Origin of the sequence: Anaeroglomus insulsum (assembly GCF_050689095.1) — a bacterium.
In the GTDB taxonomy this organism is placed as follows: domain Bacteria; phylum Planctomycetota; class Phycisphaerae; order Sedimentisphaerales; family Anaerohalosphaeraceae; genus Anaeroglomus; species Anaeroglomus insulsum.
The window spans coordinates 111846-132931 of the sequence record NZ_JBOGCL010000005.1; the positions used below are offsets into that span (position 1 = coordinate 111846).

The window sequence follows — 21086 nt, forward strand, 5'->3', positions numbered from 1 at the left end:
ATAATTGTATTTTTTTCATAACTGCAATCCTGTTGACGAAAGCTGGTTGAGTCTATGGTCTTCCCTATCAATCCTTTTTTTCCGCGTAACGCCCAAAATACGCTAAAATCTGGTCACACCATTTCGCAGCATCCTGAACCTGAATGGTCAGGCGGTCGGCAACCTCCTGATGGCGACGCGAATCAATGATTCCGTCAAGCGATTGCCATGTCTTCTGCAATCCAACCGTCTGGGCGGCTCCCTGCCGATAGGTGTCGCAGAGTTCCTCCCACAAGGTCTTTCCTGACTTCATGCGGTAGTCCCACGGGCAGCGGTGAAACCAGAGAAGAAATTTTTCCGGGCAGGTCGAAATGTCGTTAAACACGTCACAGAGCGGCGGAAAGTATTGATCCACTGCATTGGTACCCCGCCGCGTTCGATCAAAACCGATGCCGTCGGCAGAGGCCTGATGATAATAGGTAGCGGTCCAGTCGGCCCGGGGGGCACGATCATTCCAGGGCATCGGGGCATAATGATCTCCGCCAATCAGATGGTGCAGTCCGAGGGGCATAGTGTAGTTCACAAACGTTTGGTGGGATCCCATCATCATGCTGCAAATCGTATCAACGGCTTTGTTGTCATTCGTAAACGTCATGCGCGTCCATTCTTCGGCGATGGTTTGAGCGGACAACTCCGGTTTCCACGCCAATCGGCCAAACGCATACCAGTTCGACTGCGAAAAATGGTGGCCGCACCAGTTGGTATCGAGACCGGGGTTGGTGACCGACACCATCCCCGTGATGTGATACGGATGCACTTTGCCGGCCAATACCCGGGCCACCGTCGAACCCTGTCCTTTGGCATAGGTATCGGAATCCAGAAATTCCTTCCACATCGGACCGTGGTAAACCAGATGTCTGGCCTGTCCCAGATACTCCTGCGTGGCCTGGATTTCGGCAATTACCGGAGTCTGTTTCATTGCACCAAATAACGGATGGAAGGGTTCACGCGGCTGAAAATCGATGGGGCCATTTTTCACCTGAATCACGACATTGGGACGAAACTGTCCGTCCAGCCGAGTGAACTCCAGCCAGGCACGTTTGGCACGATCCGGGTCCACATCCGCATCATAAACAAACGCTCGCCACATCACAATGCCTTTGTGAGGGGCCAGGGCGTCGGCCAGCAGATTGGCTCCCTGGGCATGTGTGCGTCCATAGGTTTTCGGGCCGGGTTGTCCCTCAGAGTCCGCCTTGACCAGAAAGCCGCCGAAATCAGGAATCAGGGTGTAAATTTCATCCGCCTTCGCCTTCCACCAGGTCATCACATCCGGATTCAGCGGGTCGGCAGTCGGCAGGCCTCCCAGTTGTATTGGGGAGGCAAAATTGACACTCAGATACATCCGCACACCAAAGGGCCGCCACCGGTCCGCTAACGCGGCGACTTTTCGAAGGTATTCCGATGAGAGGATGCGAAAATCGGCATTGACATTATTGATCACAGCGCCATTGATGCCAATCGAGGCACACGCTCGGGCATAATCCGTATAGCGAGGGCTGAGTGTTTCCGGCAAGTCCTTCCATTGCCACAGCGAACGTCCGGCGTAACCGCGTTCAATCGTCCCATTCAGGTTGTCCCAGTGATTCATTAAACGCAACTGAAGCGCAGGCTGTTCCATGATATCCAGAGCCTCAATCGGCTGGAGGGTTTGCATCAGCCGCAGGAAATGAAATACGCCATAAAGCACTCCGATGCGTGTTTTGCCGGCAATGACAGTGGCTGAATACCCCTTGATTTTCATCGACCGAATGAGAAAGCCTTCCGTACCGCACGAGTCCAAATCCGAGGGCTTAAGGGCTTGAGGAATCAGGCCGGCGGTATCTGCTGTTGCAACCACCAGTGTTCCGCTACGGGAGATCTCGTCAACAAATACACAACGTTCCATCCCAAGGAGTCCGGACAGGCCGGCCTGAAGCTCCCGCCTGATAACGTCATCGCCTTGAAAGGATTTGGGCAACACGATTTGTGTGACGGCCTGCCGATACTGCTCAAGACATTTAGAGTCGGCAATGGGTTCATAGCGAAGCCACAATCGATACCCGTCTTCAGCACGGGCAACACTGCCCCCCAGCCCCCACAAGACGACAAACAATACCATCTGATACAGCATACTTTGAGCTGTTTTGTGAATCATGATGAGGTGCCCCTGTTATTCAAATTGTATCCAGTCAATCTCGACTTTTTTCGCATCGTTGAGCTTCACAACCAGGTTATGAATGCCGGAAAGACTCTTCAAAACATCGGATTTAACGACTGACCAATCCGTATTCTCCGGAATCTCGACCTTCGCTGCCAGGGGTCCATCGACATTGTCCATCCGAATCTCAACCATACCGCCTGTCTGCGAAGCGGCTTTGACCCGGACCGAATTCCATTTGTGTTCGCCAAAATCCACGTCGTTGTATTGTACCCAGGCGTTCTGTGCCGCCAACACCGTCTTCCAGCCCTTTTGTTTTTGGTTTGAATCCACAAAATCAACCGTTACACCGTCGGGACTCGTGGTGCTATACCTGTCAATCTGTATTTCTTTGGACGCATCAGCAATCCCCACACCGCGCAGGGTCGGGGTCACTTTTCGGATCGTGCCATCTTCATTGAAAGAAAGATAATCCGCCCTGATCGCCCTGTTTTTATCAAAGTCCGGCGACAAATCCTTGTCATGATAGAACAGATACCACTGCCCTTTGTATTCCACGATGGAATGATGATTGGTCCAGCAGCCGCTGGGTGATTCATCCATGATCACTCCCTTGTGCTCAAAAGGCCCCATCGGAGTCGTACTGGTGGCATATTCAAGTCGTTCCGTTTTATTCTGCACATGCGGATAGGTCAAATAATAAATGCCGTTCCGTTCAAATACAAATGGACCTTCAATGAGTCCTTTCTGGGGGAGATTGGCAATCACCAAAGGCTGAGAATCCAGTTCCATCATATTCTCTTTGAGCCGGGCGACAAATATGCGATTCATCGAATAATACAGATAAGCCTTTCCATCATGATCTATAAAGACACAGGGATCGATCCCTCGTACACCGTCGATGGGTTTCTCTGCCGGTTTAAAAGGCCCGTGGGGTTTTTCTGCCACAGCCACCCCAATTCGGCCGGAAGCGGGGAAATAAAAATAATACTTTCCATCTTTGAAGACGCAGTCCGGCGCCCACATATCGAAGGATTTCCGCTCAAGCCAGGGGACATCGGTCTGATCCAGAATAACACCATGATCCGTCCAGTCCATCAGATTCTCGGATGAGAACACATGGTAGTCTTCCATAACAAACCACCCGGCACGTCCCCGGCCTGGTGCGGCGGGAATATCATGCGAAGGATACACATATATTTTGCCTTCAAATACACGGGCGGTAGGATCTGCTGAAAATTGATCGAGAATCAAAGGATTATCCCCAAACCCATCATTCAGCCCCATCCCGTAAAAGACCGCAAGTACTGCGCAGCAGATAAATCGTTTCATACTCGATCTCCTATCCGTAATTACCTTTATTGATATCACATCATACCCTGAATTTGTTATTCTTCATAGAAATTCGTTTTGCTTATTTGTGGGCGAACATGCCCAGCGTTACCCCCTGGAACCCACCGGCGGTTTCGGTACTTAAGAAAGAAGCCTGGAAATCCTGACCAAGCGGTATGTACTCGCCGCCGGTCTTGTAGAAAAAGCGGATATTGGGACCCTGACCTTCGATCTTGAGGTCAATAGAGACAGTCTCATCAGGCAGTACCTGAGAGGCCAAAATCTTAGGCTGCGGCGGTTGGCCACTTTGACGGAATCCGCGGCCTGCTGCTCCGGCGGACTGTTCAACAGAGATTTCAGTGAGGTGCCCGGTGTCTATTTTAACGTTTATCGCGTAATAATGGCCTTCATTCTGAAATGCTGCTAATCCGGCGATACAATTTGCGGTTCCGGGCTGGGCCTTCAGGGTCACTGTACAGGTAAAATCGTTGTTTTGCTGACGCACAGCCAGATAAGAGGGATTGCCCTGCCCTGAAAGAAGATCGCTGCGGGGTTCAAGGTACAGAGCCTTGTCTGTTTTGGATAAAACATACCATTTTAAAACTGGAGCCCGCAGGCCAGTCCATCGATAGTCCAGCATATCTGAATCAAAATTGTCGGTAAAATGGATATTGCCGGTGGAGGGTACGGCCGGGGCCTTGCCCGCAGGCAGATTTGGCTTTTTCACCGTCAAAGGAACCGGCGTATTCGGGGGCAGGATGACAGGCCAGCCATCGGTCCAGGTAACCGGCAGCATAAATGTCTGGCGGCCGGTGTTATAGAAACCGGCCTGATAGGGCTGGCAGGCAAGAAACACCGCGTACCAGTCGCCGTTTTGTGTCTGGACGAGGTCGGCATGGCCGGTGCAGGTGATGGGATTGGGGCGGTCAGACGGCAGGCCCTCAGAAGCAAGAATGGGATTTTTGTCCCATGGGATATACGGTCCGCGAACCGAATCCGACCTGAAGATGACTTCTGTATGGGCCGTGCTGGTGCCGCCCTGGGCACACATCAGGTAATACCTGTTATTGATTTTGTAAAGATGGGGGCCTTCGCACCAGATGGGGCGTTTGGAAATATCCGTGCCGCCATCAACAAGTACGGTTTTTTCACCGACGAATTTTTTCTGATTGAGATCAAATTCCTGAATCCGGATGGTGCGATGACCGTTGTATTTGGCCTGTCCCACGGGCTCATCGCAACTGAGGATATAGCACTTGCCATCGTCATCAAAAAACATATCCGGATCAATGCCGCCGACGTCCGGCAAACGGATCGGTTCCGACCAGGGACCTTTGGGATCGGTGGCGGTAACATAATAATTGCCAATTCCGCCTACAAGGGTATTGATCATATAAAAAGTGCCGTTGTGGTGACGGATCGTGGGCGCAAAGGTCCCGGCAGAGACCTGCCCCCCGCGTATGGCAAACTGGGACGGTCGGTCGATGACATTGCCGATCTGTGTCCAATGAACCAGGTCTTTGGAGTGCCAGATGGGGATGCCGGGGAAATAATTAAACGAGGAATTGACCAGATAATAGTCCTCGCCAACCCGACAAATGGAAGGGTCTGGATAGAAGCCAGCAATGATGGGGTTGAGATATTCATCCGCCGCCGGCTCTGCAGCAGCTTTGCCCGTATATGCAAATCTCGAAAATTGCACCCAGGAGGAAGTATCCAGGGTGTCTGCAGCAAGACCGATGGGAGCCAGTATAGACATGATCATAGAACCGATGAGCGTGTTAGACATCATTGCAACTCCTGTTTTGTGTTCAATCTGAAAATTGTCCTTAGTCTGTGGGTTTGAAGATAATTCTGCGGTAAGCCGACAGGTTATGCACTCCATCATCCACAACCTCACAAATCACATGAAAAAGCTTTCCAGCCGAGTCTGCCGGAATATCAATCGAGGCGATATGGGAACTGCTGTTTGAGATGATAATCTCCCCGGCATAGGTACCCGCTTCAGGTAATACCCACCATTTGAACGTCAGCTTATCCCCATCCGGATCAGACGATTCTGATGCGTCCAGGGTGACCTTCGTGCCTTGCCTGGGCGTGCGGAACAGAATATCCATGCCTTTGTCACCATCGATGACAACAACCGGATTTCGGTTTCCCTTGCCGTCTTTGGCCCAGTCCATCCGAGCTGCAAAATTGTTAAAGGTGGCCGGATAGAAATACTGCTGATATTTTGAGGAAATTTTTTTGGCATCCCCGCCATGATTTTGATACGCACGGGTCGCGTTGTCCTTGCACTCTCCAAACTCAAAATATCCCCCCCAGCCGACTTGATTTGGAACGTCCGGGTTATTGAGTCCAACAGGCATTAGATGAAGAAACGCAGGAGTATCGCCCTCAACTCCATACTTATATTTCGGATACCTTCCTCCTAGATTACCGTGGCCCTGAATATGTGTTTGATAATCATTCCATTTGCTTCTGCCGGTACCATTCTGGTAAAGCCAGGCGCTTTCGTCCCAGATAAACAGAAGATCTTTTTCAAACTCCTTGCGCATCCACAGATGAGAGCTTTCTGGCCAATCAATGACGTTCCCCTTTTTTTGAGCTCCATCCTGATCCGTAATTGTATAAACACGGAGTTTACGCAAAAACTTCCTGACTTCCTCATCGCTGCGTTCTTGCTGTACCTGCCAGCAGGCCTGGGCGAGGGTGTTGCCGCCGCCCCAGACGGTTATCCAAAGGGGACGGTCATCCTGTTCGTCAGCCAAGGTAATAATCGCCCTACTTCCGTCAGAATTGTTATCGTCACCAATAAACTTCTGCCCCCTGTTCTTGCTACCCAGCAGAACCCGCTTTCTCAAATAGTCTGCACTCGGCCAATACCCGATTTCCTGCTGCTCGTCACCGTGGATGTTTCCCGTCTGGCCGGAGCGTTTCATCAGGTTCGGCAGATCCATCTCGTACAAATCAATCGCTTCTTTGATCAAATTCATACCAGTCTCCCCTGCATCCCCCCCCACACTCCAGCCTGTTGAGTGAATCAGGGCTTCGATTTCGAACAGATCGGCATGGACAAGGAGCCGAATCAGAGATTGCATGTCATCGGGTTCCACGGTGTCAGGAGCAATGTCCGTCAGTACCACCAGACGCGGTTTCAAAGGAGCCGACATCGACAAAGCCGTGATGATCAAAAACAACAATACGGTCGTTGTTATGGGGGTCTTCATTTTCTTCTCCGTCATTTGGTTTTGAAACGTATCACCGTAATGGAATTGCCCGGGAAGGTATGATTCCATAGAGAGCCTGCATCCTGGATAACGAACTCTTTCGGGACAATATGGAAAGGATTCTCCACCGAGTTGGTATCATTGGGCTGTCCGGTCATGACTTGCCCGACGGCTTGTTTGCTGACATCGACTCCCTTTAATTCTACCGTCATAGTCTGATCGACGCCAAAGACATTGACCACTTTCAGGATGATGTCGCCGGAGGCATCCTCTCTGCTGGCACAGGCAAACAAAGGCTCGTTTGGACTGGGAGGAGTATCCATGCGACCGCGACCAGGCGATTGCCCCGCGGGAGCCTGCCCCGACCCGGAAGCAGAGGCGGGTATCGTCTGGGGAACAATTTGAGAAATCGGGATAATCTGATCACCCCTGGCATTGAAAAACATCTTTTGAACATAATAGGAAGGTGATCCATAACTGGTCAGGGTGTCATAACCGATAAGGTTTGTACGCCACTGGTTGCCGCCCGGATTCACGCGGGTAAACAGCGGCGCATAACAGGTCATAATCACAATGTCAGCGTTGCGCTCCAGGCCGGTCAAAAAGGCCGCGTCTGCAATGGCGCACTGGAAAGACGGGGTCAGTCCCCTTTGCGTTCCGCGTTCCTGAGAGGCCCATTCGCCTTCGAAAATTTTCGGGCCGTTACGATCGGCATTATCATAAAGATGGGCATTTCGAATTGCGGCGTTCGGCGACATATAATGATGATTGTCAATCACATCATGCGGGACTTTGGGGTCCACGGTGGCAATCACCTGAATGTGTGGATATTTGGCCTTGATGGCATTATAGAACATGGCGAAGCGGCCTTCGGGCCCACAATACGTTGCGGTGCCGTTATTAAGAAAATCCTCATTGCCAATCTCGACATATCTCAGCTTGAATGGGGCCGGGTGGCCGTCTTTGGCACGGCGGGCACCCCATGTTGTGTTTACATCACCGGTGATGTATTCAATCTGATCCAGAGCATCCTGAATAAACGGCTTGAGTGCTTCACCCGTTCTGACATCGCGTCCGCCGTCAAGATGCAGACCGGCATATACACCCACAACAGGCTCCATATTCAATTCTTCGCACCATTCAAGGAATTCCAGCAGCCCCAGGCCGTCCGAAGACCGATAGCCCCAGGGACTCTGGTGGCCGGGGCGTTCTTCCCACGGCCCGATCATCGTTTTCCAGTTGAATCGATTAGCGAAATTGGATCCTTCAACATAATTGCCGCCCGGAAAACGGAGAAACGCAGGATGCATATCATCTAAAAGCTGCATGATGTCGGTTCTGAATCCGGTGGCAGGACGCCCCCCCAGAGCCTCGCCCGTACGTTCCCTGAATACAGGGGGAAATAGCGATACCAGATTGAAATTCACCGTCCCCCGGACGCCGGCGGAGATCACAAAACGGGCATCATCTGTCGGCTTGACATCCCCGGTCTTCAGGGTAAGGCGATAACGCTGCCACTTGGCTGTGATTGCAGGGAGTTTCCCGGATGCGTAAATCGTTTTCCCGTCGCTGGATTCGATGGCAACAGTGAGTGCACCCGCAAAACCATCCGATGCTTTGGCATAGAAAGAGCACTGATAGGTGGTGTTAGGCTTAACCGGAATACCCCAATAGCCATCATTGGCCACACCCACGCGGCCGCCGTCCGGCACATTGGAAATCGCAAGTTTCAGACTGGTCGTCAGAGCAGAAGTATTAATCGGATCATTTGTGTCAATCGCTGCCACACCTTCAGCACCTGCAGAGGTCACCAGAAACCAGTGAGGAGCACCGGCAATCTCGCTGGAAGGAGTGTCCACAATCGGACCGTGATCAACAATATCGCCGCCCTCAAATCCTTTTTCAGGCTGCCAAACCTGGCCGCTGGAATCCGTATAGGGTGTAGTCTGTCCGGCTCTGATTCGTACCGTGGCTTCGGCTGGTGCTGCCGGGGTCTGTGGAATAATCTCTATGGCGTTAATTGCCGGATTTTCGATCTTGGGTGTGAATACAATCCGAAATTCTCCATTGGTCACCTCCACAGGCACTGTTTCGATATAGGCACGGTTGGGACCACCGGCCTTGCTCCAAATGTCAAAGTCCCTGAATTCCTGCCCCTGGACATTGAAGGAGAATACACGCTGGCCGGGACCGGTAATGCCGGAGTAGGTCTCCGCAAAGTAAAGCTTTGCCAGATACCTGCCGTTGGGAATTTTGCAGGAGAAAGCACTCATTGAATAATGCTCACTCCTGAACAGGCCGGGTTCTTTGGTTCCCGTAACGATCGGAGCCAACCCACTGCCGCGGCCGCTGGGATTCCGGAAGATGCGGTTTTGAATTAATTCACCATAGAGTCCACCCTCATAGGAGTAATTGATTTCCTCCGTCATCAGACCATAAAACAACGGACTGAATCTGGCACCGGGTTTGTCGGCCTGCACAACGATTTTGCCGGGATTGGCCTCGGCAGCATACAGAATACAGCCTGACAGAATCAGTACGACGGTAATCCATATGATACATAATTGTTTCATAAAAAACCTTTCTATAAGTTCAATTGGTATTCAGTACTTCCTCGGAAATTCATCGATATTCATACGAAAGAGAGCAAACGTCGCAGGTGCGGGAATCCCCTTCAGATAAGGCTGAATGGAGGCATCCTTTTGCCGGCATCAATCACAGTGTTAACGGACACAGGCTCGGTTGACCCGGCAGCCGTAACCGGCACTGCAGCACACAACATCCAGGTATAAACTCTCATCATCACCACACGACGGACCCCATGCCTCTTCCATGTGTTTTCTCTCCATTTTTGTTACCTGTCACGTACAAATGCCACCTTCATTAACAAGCGATTAATTCAACAACAGCTTTAAATCCAACGCTTCAGCCATCATTCGATATCCTTCATCACTCAGATGAAGATGATCGCCACTATCGGCTTCCTGACGCAGTCTGGCAGGCTTCTGAGGATCACGAACAACCGCATCCCAGTCAATCACCGCATCAAAAACCCCGCTGGTTCGGATCCAGTCATTAATTTTCAGCCGTTTGGCCTCCAGTTCATTGTTGTAGTAAAAGGAGTCGCCGCACGGAAGAATCGTGGAACCATACACACGCAGACCGCAGGCCTGTAATCGCACCGCGATTTGCTCCATCGCAGTGATGATCTCTTCGGCGGCGGTATGTCCCCCGCCAAGGTCATTGATGCCTTCAAGCAAAATGACCCAGCGAGCCCCCGGCTGGGCAAGTACATCCCGATCCAGCCGCTGTATCACGGGCTGACCGATGCCGCCGGACCACAGGCAATTGCCCCCGATTCCCTGATTGAGTACCCCAATCTGAGCCGTTTCAGGATGAGCAAGCATCCGGCGGGCCAGATAATCAGGCCAGCGTCGGTTTTGTCCCTCCGTGGAGCCTTTACCATCCGTAATCGAATCCCCCAGACAAACCACGGCGGCAGCGGTACGGCTGGCCAGCACCTCCACGCCGCACAGATAATACCAGCAGGTGTTTGCGACGGACGTCGGCAGTGCTTTCTCGCTGACGGCATTTCCGGATTGCATAAAGACTACTTCGCCTCTGGCACTGCGATGGCCTGTGGTTTTTTTGGGAGCCTTTGCGATATGCATCGTAACCGCAAGATCGGAACCCGGCTTCAGGTCGAAATCCACCGGATCCGAAACAAACAGCGTGCCATAAGGAATCACAACCGACGTCTTCCCGCCAAAGGTCAGCGGTTTGACCGTCTCCGGTTGGATAACATTTCCGCCGGCAGATACCGCGATGCAGGCCTGGCTGATTTTCAGGCCATCCTGCCAGTCCGCAAAAGCATTGGAAAAACGGATACGCACTTTTTCGCCGCCGATGGAGACACGCACCACCTGCCGCAGGGTCGTGTCGTCGAGTTTCTGAAATGTCGAAGGCATCAATTTCGTTTCCACTTCCTGAGCCGACGAAGCCCAGGTCCCCACCCAGTGATAATCCGTGCCTGGTTTGAGACCTGCTGCGTGAGTCACTCCCCACACAGCCAGTACAATGACGTAAAAGAATACCCGATTCTGTCCAGTTGTTGATTTCATAATCAGCCTTTTGTCAATAATCCGGTTATAATCCTATCCACAATAAAGTCTATTACCAGAGGGTTTCTATGGGTCCCAGGTAGGATTTTGGTAAAGTATCACGGTACAGAACCAATGTTTCCAGGACCACACCCGGATCCACCATCCAAACCTTGAGCGTATGCACACCTGGCTCGGAGATTTGATGGGTCGACTTGACCGTTCTGACATTGTCTTTAACCCAGGTGTACCAGTCACGAATTGCCGGGGCCGAGAGATCGGGGCGTCTGGAAGGATCCGCATACGACTGCCCCTGAAATGCGTCGATAATCTGCGGCGGCTGGTCGTCAAACGAGACGGCTATTCGCACGCCTCTGTCCGGCTGAATATTCAGAGTCGGTCCCATGACTAAATCAACATGAACTTGCCCAGAACCGGCAATCAGTACAGGATACTCCATCCGCGGGGAATTCTCCGGCGGCGTTACGCTTTGGGCAGTCACCGGGAAAATAGCCATCCCTGACACGCCGCGGCCATAGTCCGGAATTTTGTCCCACCGGACATGGCCTGCATCAATCATTTTTGTCGCTCGCTCAGCCGCAATGACAATCGGCCCGGTCAAGCCGCCAAAGGCAGCGACATTCTGACGGGTATATTGATCCGAACGAACGGCATTCAGTTGAATGGGCACACTTTCTCCATTCGCACCCGATACGGTAATCACAGCCGACCATTCCCCCACAGGCATTTTTTCCCAATCGATGCTCACCCAGATACGCTGATCCTCATCGACGGTACCGGAGACGGTGCTAAACCGAATCCACGGTTTGTCCGCTGACACCGAGAACGCAAAGTTCTTACTGCCGCGTTTGAACACCTCAAACCAGCGGCTCTGGCGATTGAGCGAATCGAATGCAGGCAGTACCGCAGCGTTCGATTCACCCGGCCAGGCACGTTCGGATCCTTCAACCGCAACCCCCATCAATTCAGACGCATCCGGATTGAATTCCGTGACCTTCGGCATGATATTGGTTCTTGGTTCGTTCCAGCTGGTGTAGCCAATGCGAGTCTGGGCCATCATATGGTTCCACCTGCCGCCGCCAAGACGATGGTAAGCCTCGGTCAGTTCTTTGTCACGCTCAAACAGCTCCCACACCCGTTGGGCCTGTGCATTGGCACTGACACGTCCCTGAGCGGCATAGAGCCGGTTTCGCCCGGCTGCAATATACATTTCAACAACCGTAGCCGATGCTTTGGTCGGATAGAGCACCAGTTGATAGAAGGCATCACGCCATTCCGGCGACAACTGGGTATTGATTTTTTCCGCTTGTGCCGTAATGGCCTGCCAGCCCGCCAAAACACGCTCGGCTTCCTGAAAGTTCACCAGGCTAAACGTGGTCGGTTCCAGCAGCTCGGGTTTCCGCCAGCCGTTGTATTTGGCGTATTTGGAAACGATATCCGCAATCGCATCGGCATACTGGGCCCCAAATTCGCGTTTGGCCCATTCCCGGGTAAACTCAGCAATCTTTTCCTTGGGCATGGCTTTGGGATTCCACGCCATACGCAAAAAGAACTCGATGGGCAGCTCCATAGGCTTCAGATCGCCGACATTGACAACCCAAACCCTGTCGGCACCGTATTCATAGGCCATGTTCATCTGCTCCCAAATCTTCGGAAGCGGATTGGTATTGATCCATTTGTAGGAACGCGGCGAACCCACATAGTCAAAGTGGTAATAGATGCCGGCCCGGCCGGAACGTCCTCGCTCCTGTGGCGTTGGCAGGCGGCGAATGTTGCCCCAGTTATCATCACACCACAGCAGCGTTACATCGTCCGGCACGTTCATCCCATGAGCATAGTAATCCGCAACCTCCTTATAGAGCGTCCAGAGCTGAGGAATCCGGGTCACATCCGGGTTGACAATGTCGGCAAGCAGCTTCCGCTGGTCGGCGACTATGCGTTCCAGAAGCTTGACATTGGCATCCATGTCGCCCCCTTTGATCATGGGCTCATCGCCATCCCCTCGCATGCCGATTGTAACCAGATTCTCGTAGTCCTTATTCCGTCTGATCCCCTCTTCCCAGAACGCCCGAAGCCCCTGCTCATTGACGGCATAGTTCCATGCACCATTACCAAAACGAGACCTGTGCTTGGTCCATTCCGCCTGGGCACGCATCATGGGTTCGTGGTGGGATGTCCCCATCACAATACCATATTCATCAGCCAGTCTCGGATTTTCGGGGTCATCTTCATTGAATGCCTTTCCCCACATCGCAGGCCACAGGTAATTCCCACGCAGACGCAGGATTAACTCAAACAGGTGTGCATACATCTTGGAATTGATGCCGCCAAACTTCTCCCGGGCCCACGGACCAAAACACGGCTCCTCATCATTTATAAAAATCCCGCGATATTTTACAGCGGGTTCGCCCGACGTGTACCGGCCAGAAAGAATATAAGCTTCACTGCGTTTTTTCGGCGGAACATCTGCCCACCAGTACCAGGGCGAAACGCCAAGCTGTTCACAAAGCTCATAGATACCGTAAATCGTACCGCGTTTATCACTGCCGGCAATCACCAAAGCCTGATCGATATCAGGGGCGGGCTGATTCACCGTGGCAATGATAAAACATTCCCACTTTCCCTTGAGATCCGCCGTCTCCAGTTTGCCGGAAGCAGCAAGCTCATCAATCAGCTTGCTCTTGCCCAGCGTGCCGATAATAATGGCATACCCGGAACCGGAACGGTCCGTCTTGAGGTTCGGCTTATGGCCGGTGACGCGTTCAATGTCAGCCTGAAGGTCGCCGATGGCACGAATCACGCCCTTGTAATCGCCGGAATCGTAACAAAGCGATGACGCCTGACCGGAAGCGACGACAGGAAAGCTGCCTGATTGTGACTGTTCGGTGACAAACTGGGGTGTAAGGCCCAATCCTGCCTGAACTGAAGCGGCCAGAATAACAAGAACCCAAAACCATACAAACAACGGAAAATGCATCCTCAACGCAAAACCATGCAAGCGGTACGCCGTATTCTCTCCGTTTTTCAGCATCGGTCCCTGTCGCATCTTTAAATCCTTAAAAAGAATCCCTATAAAAAGGTAACCGGAAATGGAATAAGAACAAGTTCGTTTTTCACCAGTACCTCTTTTTGAACAGCCCTGCCCCCGGGTCGTCTGTTTCCAGACCCACACCGCTGCCAGGGATGCTAAGACCTAAGGTTCTGAATACAGGGTGCCAACAGGGAAAGAAATGACAGCCCCCCAAAAAAATACACAACCCATTGAATTACAAGAACTTATAGACGTGATTTTGGCGGATAAAGAAAAAACCGGAGAGGGTGGGATTCGAACCCACGGTAGAGTAAACCCTACACAGCCTTTCCAAGGCTGCTCGATCAGCCGCTCCGACACCTCTCCAGAGCAAGTCACACTCAGCGGGGCAATAATACCATAAAGCCGCCCCGCTTCAAGGCTAAAAACCAATTTTGCTCATAAAATCAAGCCACAAAATCGGCCCTTTCAACCACTGCCCCCCATAAAGACAAACTCCATATTTTTTAAAGACTATTTTTTTGTCAACCATTCATTCAGATTTTTGGCCAGCACCTGAACATCCCGAGACTCCAGAATATGCTTTTTAACCGCCGGCTTAATGTCCAGTTTTCCTATCGCCTTTTCCGCCTGTTCCCAGAGGCGCTGGCGTTTTTTATCCGTATCCGCCAAAAACAATTCGGTTACCAGTTCCTGCAGTCGCTGAAGGGCCATCGTATCCAGATTTTGGTAATAATTGGATATTATTTTTTGCTGATATTTGGTGTACTCGCGTTGAGCCATTATTGCCTATCCTTATTTTCAACGTTGTCATGGTTGAAGACATCTTTTCAAAATCGTCAAATGCCCATAAAATCCTGTAGCATTTCCATTGAAAACTGCCATTTTTTTGTTATAGTAGTTCCTACATTGTGAATGAAATCACATTTATTGTTCCACAAGGAACAATACGAACCCGAAACCTACTACATTAGCTAAGAAATTATGGAAATTAAACCTTTTTGTGCGTACCGATTTGATGGATCAGTAACCGGTAATGCAGGGCAATGTATTGCCCCGCCGTATGACGTCATTGACTCCAAACTCCAGCAGGCCCTTTACGATGCCAATCCATACAATATCGTCCGGGCCATTCTCGGCAAAGTTATGCCGTCGGACACCCAGACGAATAATCAATATACCCGCGCCCGCGAGTATCTGGAGAAAGCCATTGCTGATGGCGCCTTAAAACAAGATCCGCAGCCGGCGATTTATGCCTACGTGCAGGATTTTGCGATTGGCCCCAAGACCTACCGCCGCAGCGGCATCATCGCTCTGGGCAAAATTGAACCGTTCGGCCAGGGAGTCCAGCCGCACGAAAAAACGCTCGATGGTCCCAAAGCCGACCGCCTGCGTCTGACGCGGGCAACTGCATCGCAGTTTGGCCAGATTTTCATGCTGTACGATGATCCCCAAAAGACCGCCGAGGCCATCATTCAGAAAGCCTCTGCCGGCAATCCGGTGCTGGATCATACCGACACTGAAAATGTCCGCCACCGCATCTACATGATCGCCCAGCAGGATATGATCAAGACCTTTGCGGCGATGATTCAGACCCGCAAGACAATCATCGCCGACGGTCATCACCGTTATGAAACGGCCCTGAACTACTGGAAACAGACCGGCCACCCGGATGCCCAGTACCTGATGATGACCTTCGTCAACATGCACAACGAAGGTCTTGTCATTCAGCCGACCCATCGCCTGATTAACCATGTGACCCATTTCTCCATCGACAAGCTGATCTCGGAGCTCAAAGGCGAGTTTGACCCCATCATCAAATTTGATTTCACCGATGATACATCCAAAGCCAAAGCCCGACAGGCCATGTTCAGCCGGATGACTCAGGCCGGCAGCGAAGGCAAAAATATCTTTGGCATTTATGCTGCCAATCATGCCTTTTACACCGTAACCCTTAAAGACACTGCGGCGATGAAAAAAGTCGCCCCGGCCATGAGCGACGCTGCCCGCAGCCTGGATGTCAATGTCCTGCATCTGCTGATTCTCGAAAAGCATCTGGGCATCGGCGACAAGCAGCTTGCCGAAGAAAGTCACATCGAATACATCAAAGATATCGGCGACGCCATCGACCAGTCGATACAGAAAGTCGACAGCGGCCGCTGTCAGGCCGTATTTTTTGTCAATCCCACACGGATTGACCAGGTTCAGGCCGTGGCCGCCGCCGGTGAAAAAATGCCCCAGAAATCGACCTTCTTTTATCCCAAGGTCTTTTCCGGCGTCACCATTCACAGATTACCCATCGCCCCGATGGAACCGTACGATAACCGTCCTCTGACACAATGTATTGGAAAGGAGTAACTCATGGTTGACTGGAAGAATCCGCCGAAATTATTTATCCCCGGCCCGGTACACGTGCTGCCGGAAGTGCTTCAGCAACTGGCTCGTCCCACCATGGGACACCGCAACAAGGAATACGCTCAGCTTCACAATGAAACCATTGCGATGCTCAAGCAGGTATTGTTTACCGAACAGCATGTCTTTCTGGTCACCTCCTCTGCCTCAGGCATCTGGGAAGGTGCCATTCGCAATTGTGTCGCCAAGGATGAAACCGTACTGGCCTGCGGCTGCGGTGCCTTCAGCGACAAATGGGGCAGTGTCGCCAAGTCCTGCGGGCGCAACGTGGATATGCTCAAGGTCGAATGGGGCAAGCCGAATACCCCCGAAGCCATTGACGAAAAATTAGCCACCGGCAAATATGCCGCCATCACCCTGGTTTATTCCGAAACCAGCACCGGCCTGGCCAACCCCGTCTATGAAATCAGCGACATGATGAAGAAAAAATACCCCAATGTGCTGGTCTTTGTCGATTCGGTCAGCGCCATGGTCGGCATGCCGATTCATTTCGACAAGCTCGGCTGGGATGTAACCTTCGCCTCCGTCCAGAAGGCCTTTGCCATTCCGCCGGGATTCACCGTGGCTGCGGTCAGCAAACGGGCCGTCGAAAAGGCCAAGACCGTGCCTGAACGCGGGTATTATTTTGACTTTGTCGATTTCGCCAAGAATAACGAAAAAGACAATACGCCGACCACCCCGTCCATTCCGCATATTGCAGCCGTGCATTATCAAGCCTCACGGTTGCTGAAAGAAGGCATGGAAAATGTCTGGAAACGCCACAAGGAAATGGCCGATTATTGCCGCGCCTGGGCCAAAAAGCATTTTGATCTGTTCTGCGACGAGAAATATTGCACCAACACGCTGACAACCATCAAGAACACACGCAATATCGATATCTCCGCTCTGAACAAAGCCCTTCAGGCCAAGCACAATGTGATTATCAGCAACGGCTATGGCGACCTGAAAGACAAGACATTCCGCATTGCTCACATGGGCGATATCACCATGAACGACCTCAAAGAGGTGCTCGGCTGGATTGAAGAAGAAATCAAATAAATTCCGTCGATTCGATTGGCTTTCGAAGGCCTTTGGCAAATCGTCCAAAGGCCTTTTTTCTTGCTTGACAGAGCCGCAGAAAATGGACAAACTACGCAGGTAAAATCTGATAAATTCCCCGTTTCCGAGAAAAACGATGAAGATTGTAGCCGACCAGAATATTCCGTTTGTCGAACCGTGTTTTGCCCATCTGGGTGAAGTCAAACTCTGTGCCGGGCGGAAAATCACCCCCGAGCTGGTTGCCGATGCCGATGCTCTGCTGGTACGCAGTGTCACCCAGGTCAACCGCGACCTGCTGGCCGGCAGCCGGGTCCGCTTCGTCGCCACCGCCACCATCGGCTTCGAACACATCGACCGGGATTATCTCAACGAGCACCATATCGGGTTTTCCTCCGCCCCCGGCTCCAACGCCAATAGCGTCGCCGAATATATTATCGCAGCCCTGCTGGCACTGGGCAAAAAATACAAATTCCGCCTGGCCGGCAAATCCATCGGCATCGTCGGCGTCGGCAATGTCGGCTCCCGTGTCGCAAAAAAATGCCAGGCACTGGGCATGACCACTGTCCTGAACGACCCACCGCTGGCCCGCCAGACCGGCGATCCGCAATATCGTCCCATTGACGAGGTCTTCCATTGCGATTTCGTCACTTTGCACACGCCGCTGACCCGCGAAGGACAGGATAAAACATATCACCTGGCCGATGCCGCCTTTTTCGCCCGGCTTAAACAGGGAGCCTTCTTCCTGAATACCTCCCGGGGTGCCGTCATGGACACCCAGGCCCTCAAAAAGGCCATGCATGAAAAACGCCTCGGCGGGGTTGTGCTCGATGTCTGGGAAAATGAACCCCATATCGACGGCGACCTGCTGGCCCGCGTCGATTTATCCACCCCGCACATTGCAGGCTATTCCTTCGACGGCAAAGTGGCCGGCCTGATGATGATTTACGAGGCCCTGTGCAAATTCTTCAACCTCAAAACCGCCCACACCCTCGCCGATTTTCTCCCAAAACCGCAGGTCCCGGAAATTCACCTGACCACTGAGCAGCTTAAACAATTCGAGGAACAGATTATTCACGACGTTGTCCAGTCGATTTATGTCATCAATCGCGACGATTTCAACACCCGCGAAATCCTGTTGCAGGAACCCGCCAAACGTGGTGAGTTCTTCGACATGCTCCGCAAAAACTATCCCGAACGTCGGGAATTCCAGAATACCAAGGTCTTTGTGCCGGATATCCACAGCTCACTGGCCCGCAAACTGGCCGGAATCGGTTTTCAGATATGTCAGGGATAATGCCATCCATTCTTCGCTGGCCCTGCGGGAGGCTGGACTTTTCCTCTGGCTGCCTCATCATGGGGATACTCAACGTCACGCCTGATTCGTTCAGCGACGGCGGGCAATTTCTGTCCACAGACAAAGCCGTGGACCATGGCCTTCAGATGCTTGCCGACGGTGCTGCCATCATTGATGTCGGTCCTGAATCCACCCGTCCCGGCTCCCAGCCCGTCGCACCCGCTGAGCAAATTCGCCGTGCCATACCCGTCATCGAGGCCCTGCGAAAAAAGACTGACGCCCCCATCAGCATCGATACCGCAAATCCCGACGTCGCTGCCGCCGCCCTGGCTTCGGGAGCTTCCATCATCAACGATATCACTGCCCTGGCCAATCCGCGGATGACCGCCCTGGCCGCCGCCAGCCAAGTCCCTGTCGTGCTCATGCACGCCCAGGGCACCCCCGCAACCATGCAGCACAATCCGCACTACAATGACGTCGTTGCTGAGGTCAATGAGTACCTGCTTGAGCGAGCTGCGGCTGCGGAGCACGCCGGCATTCCGAAAGAAAGAATCATTCTCGACCCCGGCATCGGCTTCGGTAAGACCACCGACCACAACCTGACGCTGCTCAATCACCTCGACACATTGACCGCATCCGGCTACAGAGTGCTGGTCGGCACCAGTCGCAAACGCTTCATCGGCCATCTGACGGGCAAAAATATCCCCGCCGACCGCCTCTTTGGCACCGCTGCCACCGTCGCACTGGCTGTCGCCAAAGGCATCTCCATCGTCCGCGTCCATGATGTCGCCCCGATGGCTGATGTCATCAAAGTCGCCAGTGCCATCGCCAGGGCCTGAGCATGAGCATCATTCGGGCCTATCTGGATATTGAGACCACCGGCAGCAGCCGCATTCACCACGCCCTGACCGTCATCGGCGTCGCCGTCGAAAAAGAAGGCATTATCACCCCCTTCCAGCTCGTCGGCCCGCAGATTACTGACCTTGCCCTGTCCGACATTCTGACCGGCGTTCACATCCTGTACACCTACAACGGCCGCCGTTTTGACCTGCCCTTCATCAAACACAGCCTGGGCCTGGACCTCGAACGGCAGTTCAAGCACCGGGATTTGATGTACGATTGCTGGAGACACAAGCTCAAAGGCGGCCTCAAAGCCGTTGAAGACAAACTGGGAATCGCCCGCCAGTCCAAAGGCATCAATGGCTGGATGGCCGTCAAACTCTGGTGGGACTATATCAACAACAACGACCTCGCCGCCCTCCAAACACTTCTGATCTACAACCGCGAAGACGTTCTCAATCTCCAAACCCTCCGCCTCAAACTCGGTGTTGAGTAAGGCCCCATCCCCCATTTCCGTCAGATTGGCTAACGGGTATATTATCCTGTCTGAAGCTGCTGGCGAATCTCGGCCAGAATTGCTCCCATCGCCTTTTCTCGCGGACCTTCCAGATTCACACCCGATGCCAGGGTATGCCCTCCGCCGCCGTATTTCTGAGCAATCTGCCGAACATCCACACGCCCTTTACTCCGCAGAGAACAGCGGAATCGGCCATCAGCCAATTCCACAAACAGCGTCGCTACTTCCACCGTCTGGATACGCTGGCATTCGTCAATGAGATTTTCGGTATCCGGCCCGGACGAGCCTGTCTCATCAAAATCCTTGCGAAGGATATACTGGGTGGCAATTCGACCCCCATCATGCAGTTCCAGATGCTCCAGCATCCGCGTCATCAGCTTCAGCCGTGCCGGCGTAAAGCTCTGATACATCTTGCGATACACATCATTGGGTCGGACCCCGGCCTCAATCAGTTCCGCCGCAGTATGAAAAATCCGGCAGTCTGCATTGCCGTATTTGAACCAGCCGGTGTCCGTTGAAATTGCGATAAAAATCGCCTCCGCCACCACAGGCGTAATCGCCCAGCCAACCGACTTGAAGAAATCATAGACAATTTCCCCTGCCGCCGACGCCGAAGAATCAACCAACTCCACCGTCCCCAAACCATCCCCGGTTACATGATGGTCTATAACCAGTATGGTTTTGCCGCATTTTTTGATCCATTCTTCAAGGCCTGGAAGCTGTACAAGACTATTCGTATCGACTATCACAATCAGGTCAATATCGCGATAGTAATTATCAAGTTCCTCTTTTTTAATATCGTTATTCAAAACTGCAACGTGTGTCTCGAACATCGACTCATACCAGCTGGCCAGAGGCGACAAAAAAAGTCCCTCGACTTCTTTACCTGCCGCTTTAAGGCCCTCCATCATCGCTCGCACACAGCCGCAGGCATCGCCATCCGGCCGGATATGGGTCGTAATCAACACACGTTTGGCTGCCATCAGGCAGGTTAATGCGCTTTTATATTGTTCTTTCCGAATCGTCATAAGTATATCCAAATAAACAGATTATAAAATATATAGAATCGGCCTGCCGAATGCAAGAGCCAAAACC

The 21086-nt window shown here is 52.3% G+C and carries 14 protein-coding genes and 1 tRNA gene; 5 read left to right on the forward strand and 10 right to left on the reverse strand.

What is annotated here, in order from left to right:
- Positions 1 to 67 precede the first annotated feature (67 nt).
- The 9 genes from ACQ9LF_RS06425 to ACQ9LF_RS06465 all read right to left on the reverse strand — a co-directional run bounded on the left by ACQ9LF_RS06425 (position 68) and on the right by ACQ9LF_RS06465 (position 14673).
- Complete coding sequence (locus ACQ9LF_RS06425; protein WP_462488554.1) at positions 68 to 2173, reverse strand: alpha-glucuronidase family glycosyl hydrolase; 2106 nt, start codon at positions 2171 to 2173, stop codon at positions 68 to 70.
- A gap of 15 nt (positions 2174 to 2188) precedes the next feature.
- Complete coding sequence (locus ACQ9LF_RS06430) at positions 2189 to 3508, reverse strand: family 43 glycosylhydrolase (protein ID WP_462488555.1); 1320 nt, start codon at positions 3506 to 3508, stop codon at positions 2189 to 2191.
- An 82-nt stretch (positions 3509 to 3590) separates the two neighbouring features.
- The gene (locus ACQ9LF_RS06435) at positions 3591 to 5300 is read right to left on the reverse strand and encodes a glycoside hydrolase family 43 protein (RefSeq protein WP_462488556.1); all 1710 of its coding nucleotides are present in this window, start codon (positions 5298 to 5300) and stop codon (positions 3591 to 3593) included.
- A gap of 37 nt (positions 5301 to 5337) precedes the next feature.
- Positions 5338 to 6753: a DUF1593 domain-containing protein gene (locus tag ACQ9LF_RS06440; protein WP_462488619.1), complete on the reverse strand. Its 1416-nt coding sequence runs from the start codon at positions 6751 to 6753 to the stop codon at positions 5338 to 5340.
- Complete coding sequence (locus tag ACQ9LF_RS06445) at positions 6750 to 9311, reverse strand: alpha-L-arabinofuranosidase C-terminal domain-containing protein (protein ID WP_462488557.1); 2562 nt, start codon at positions 9309 to 9311, stop codon at positions 6750 to 6752. The genes ACQ9LF_RS06440 and ACQ9LF_RS06445 overlap by 4 nt, the downstream gene beginning before the upstream one ends.
- Before the next feature lie 321 nt (positions 9312 to 9632).
- Entirely contained in the window at positions 9633 to 10859 is a 1227-nt protein-coding gene (locus tag ACQ9LF_RS06450; protein WP_462488558.1) for an SGNH/GDSL hydrolase family protein, read from the reverse strand.
- A gap of 52 nt (positions 10860 to 10911) precedes the next feature.
- Positions 10912 to 13905, reverse strand: a complete 2994-nt coding sequence (locus ACQ9LF_RS06455; RefSeq protein ID WP_462488559.1) for a glycosyl hydrolase 115 family protein — start codon at positions 13903 to 13905, stop codon at positions 10912 to 10914.
- Between the two features lie 264 nt (positions 13906 to 14169).
- Positions 14170 to 14256 (reverse strand) — tRNA-Ser (locus ACQ9LF_RS06460).
- A gap of 147 nt (positions 14257 to 14403) precedes the next feature.
- Positions 14404 to 14673, reverse strand: coding sequence for a hypothetical protein (locus tag ACQ9LF_RS06465; RefSeq protein ID WP_462488560.1), 270 nt, complete (start codon positions 14671 to 14673; stop codon positions 14404 to 14406).
- Between the two features lie 201 nt (positions 14674 to 14874).
- On the opposite strand from ACQ9LF_RS06465, the gene ACQ9LF_RS06470 reads away from it, so the two are divergent.
- The 5 genes from ACQ9LF_RS06470 (at position 14875) to ACQ9LF_RS06490 (ending at position 19970) form a co-directional block, all read left to right on the forward strand.
- Positions 14875 to 16248: a DUF1015 domain-containing protein gene (locus ACQ9LF_RS06470; protein ID WP_462488561.1), complete on the forward strand. Its 1374-nt coding sequence runs from the start codon at positions 14875 to 14877 to the stop codon at positions 16246 to 16248.
- A 3-nt stretch (positions 16249 to 16251) separates the two neighbouring features.
- The gene (locus ACQ9LF_RS06475) at positions 16252 to 17340 is read left to right on the forward strand and encodes a pyridoxal-phosphate-dependent aminotransferase family protein (protein WP_462488562.1); all 1089 of its coding nucleotides are present in this window, start codon (positions 16252 to 16254) and stop codon (positions 17338 to 17340) included.
- Positions 17341 to 17476: 136 nt separating this feature from the next.
- Positions 17477 to 18634 (forward strand): 4-phosphoerythronate dehydrogenase PdxB, encoded by a 1158-nt coding sequence (gene pdxB, locus ACQ9LF_RS06480; protein WP_462488563.1) that lies wholly within the window; start codon positions 17477 to 17479, stop codon positions 18632 to 18634.
- Complete coding sequence (gene folP, locus ACQ9LF_RS06485) at positions 18622 to 19473, forward strand: dihydropteroate synthase (RefSeq protein WP_462488564.1); 852 nt, start codon at positions 18622 to 18624, stop codon at positions 19471 to 19473. Before pdxB ends, folP begins: the two co-directional genes overlap by 13 nt.
- Positions 19474 to 19484: 11 nt before the next feature.
- Complete coding sequence (locus tag ACQ9LF_RS06490; RefSeq protein ID WP_462488620.1) at positions 19485 to 19970, forward strand: ribonuclease H-like domain-containing protein; 486 nt, start codon at positions 19485 to 19487, stop codon at positions 19968 to 19970.
- A 41-nt stretch (positions 19971 to 20011) separates the two neighbouring features.
- Here ACQ9LF_RS06490 and ACQ9LF_RS06495 read toward each other — a convergent pair whose 3' ends face one another.
- The gene (locus ACQ9LF_RS06495; RefSeq protein WP_462488565.1) at positions 20012 to 21019 is read right to left on the reverse strand and encodes a DHH family phosphoesterase; all 1008 of its coding nucleotides are present in this window, start codon (positions 21017 to 21019) and stop codon (positions 20012 to 20014) included.
- Between the last annotated feature and the right edge of the window lie 67 nt (positions 21020 to 21086).

Coding starts and splice junctions, on each gene's coding strand:
- ACQ9LF_RS06475 (WP_462488562.1), top strand. CDS start 16,252: ATGGTTGACTGGAAGAATCCGCCGAAATTATTTATCCCCGGCCCGGTA.
- ACQ9LF_RS06445 (WP_462488557.1), bottom strand. CDS start 9,311: ATGAAACAATTATGTATCATATGGATTACCGTCGTACTGATTCTGTCA.
- folP (WP_462488564.1), top strand. CDS start 18,622: ATGTCAGGGATAATGCCATCCATTCTTCGCTGGCCCTGCGGGAGGCTG.
- ACQ9LF_RS06450 (WP_462488558.1), bottom strand. CDS start 10,859: ATGAAATCAACAACTGGACAGAATCGGGTATTCTTTTACGTCATTGTA.
- ACQ9LF_RS06465 (WP_462488560.1), bottom strand. CDS start 14,673: ATGGCTCAACGCGAGTACACCAAATATCAGCAAAAAATAATATCCAAT.
- ACQ9LF_RS06440 (WP_462488619.1), bottom strand. CDS start 6,753: ATGACGGAGAAGAAAATGAAGACCCCCATAACAACGACCGTATTGTTG.
- ACQ9LF_RS06455 (WP_462488559.1), bottom strand. CDS start 13,905: ATGCGACAGGGACCGATGCTGAAAAACGGAGAGAATACGGCGTACCGC.
- ACQ9LF_RS06435 (WP_462488556.1), bottom strand. CDS start 5,300: ATGATGTCTAACACGCTCATCGGTTCTATGATCATGTCTATACTGGCT.
- ACQ9LF_RS06495 (WP_462488565.1), bottom strand. CDS start 21,019: ATGACGATTCGGAAAGAACAATATAAAAGCGCATTAACCTGCCTGATG.
- ACQ9LF_RS06425 (WP_462488554.1), bottom strand. CDS start 2,173: ATGATTCACAAAACAGCTCAAAGTATGCTGTATCAGATGGTATTGTTT.
- ACQ9LF_RS06470 (WP_462488561.1), top strand. CDS start 14,875: ATGGAAATTAAACCTTTTTGTGCGTACCGATTTGATGGATCAGTAACC.
- ACQ9LF_RS06430 (WP_462488555.1), bottom strand. CDS start 3,508: ATGAAACGATTTATCTGCTGCGCAGTACTTGCGGTCTTTTACGGGATG.
- pdxB (WP_462488563.1), top strand. CDS start 17,477: ATGAAGATTGTAGCCGACCAGAATATTCCGTTTGTCGAACCGTGTTTT.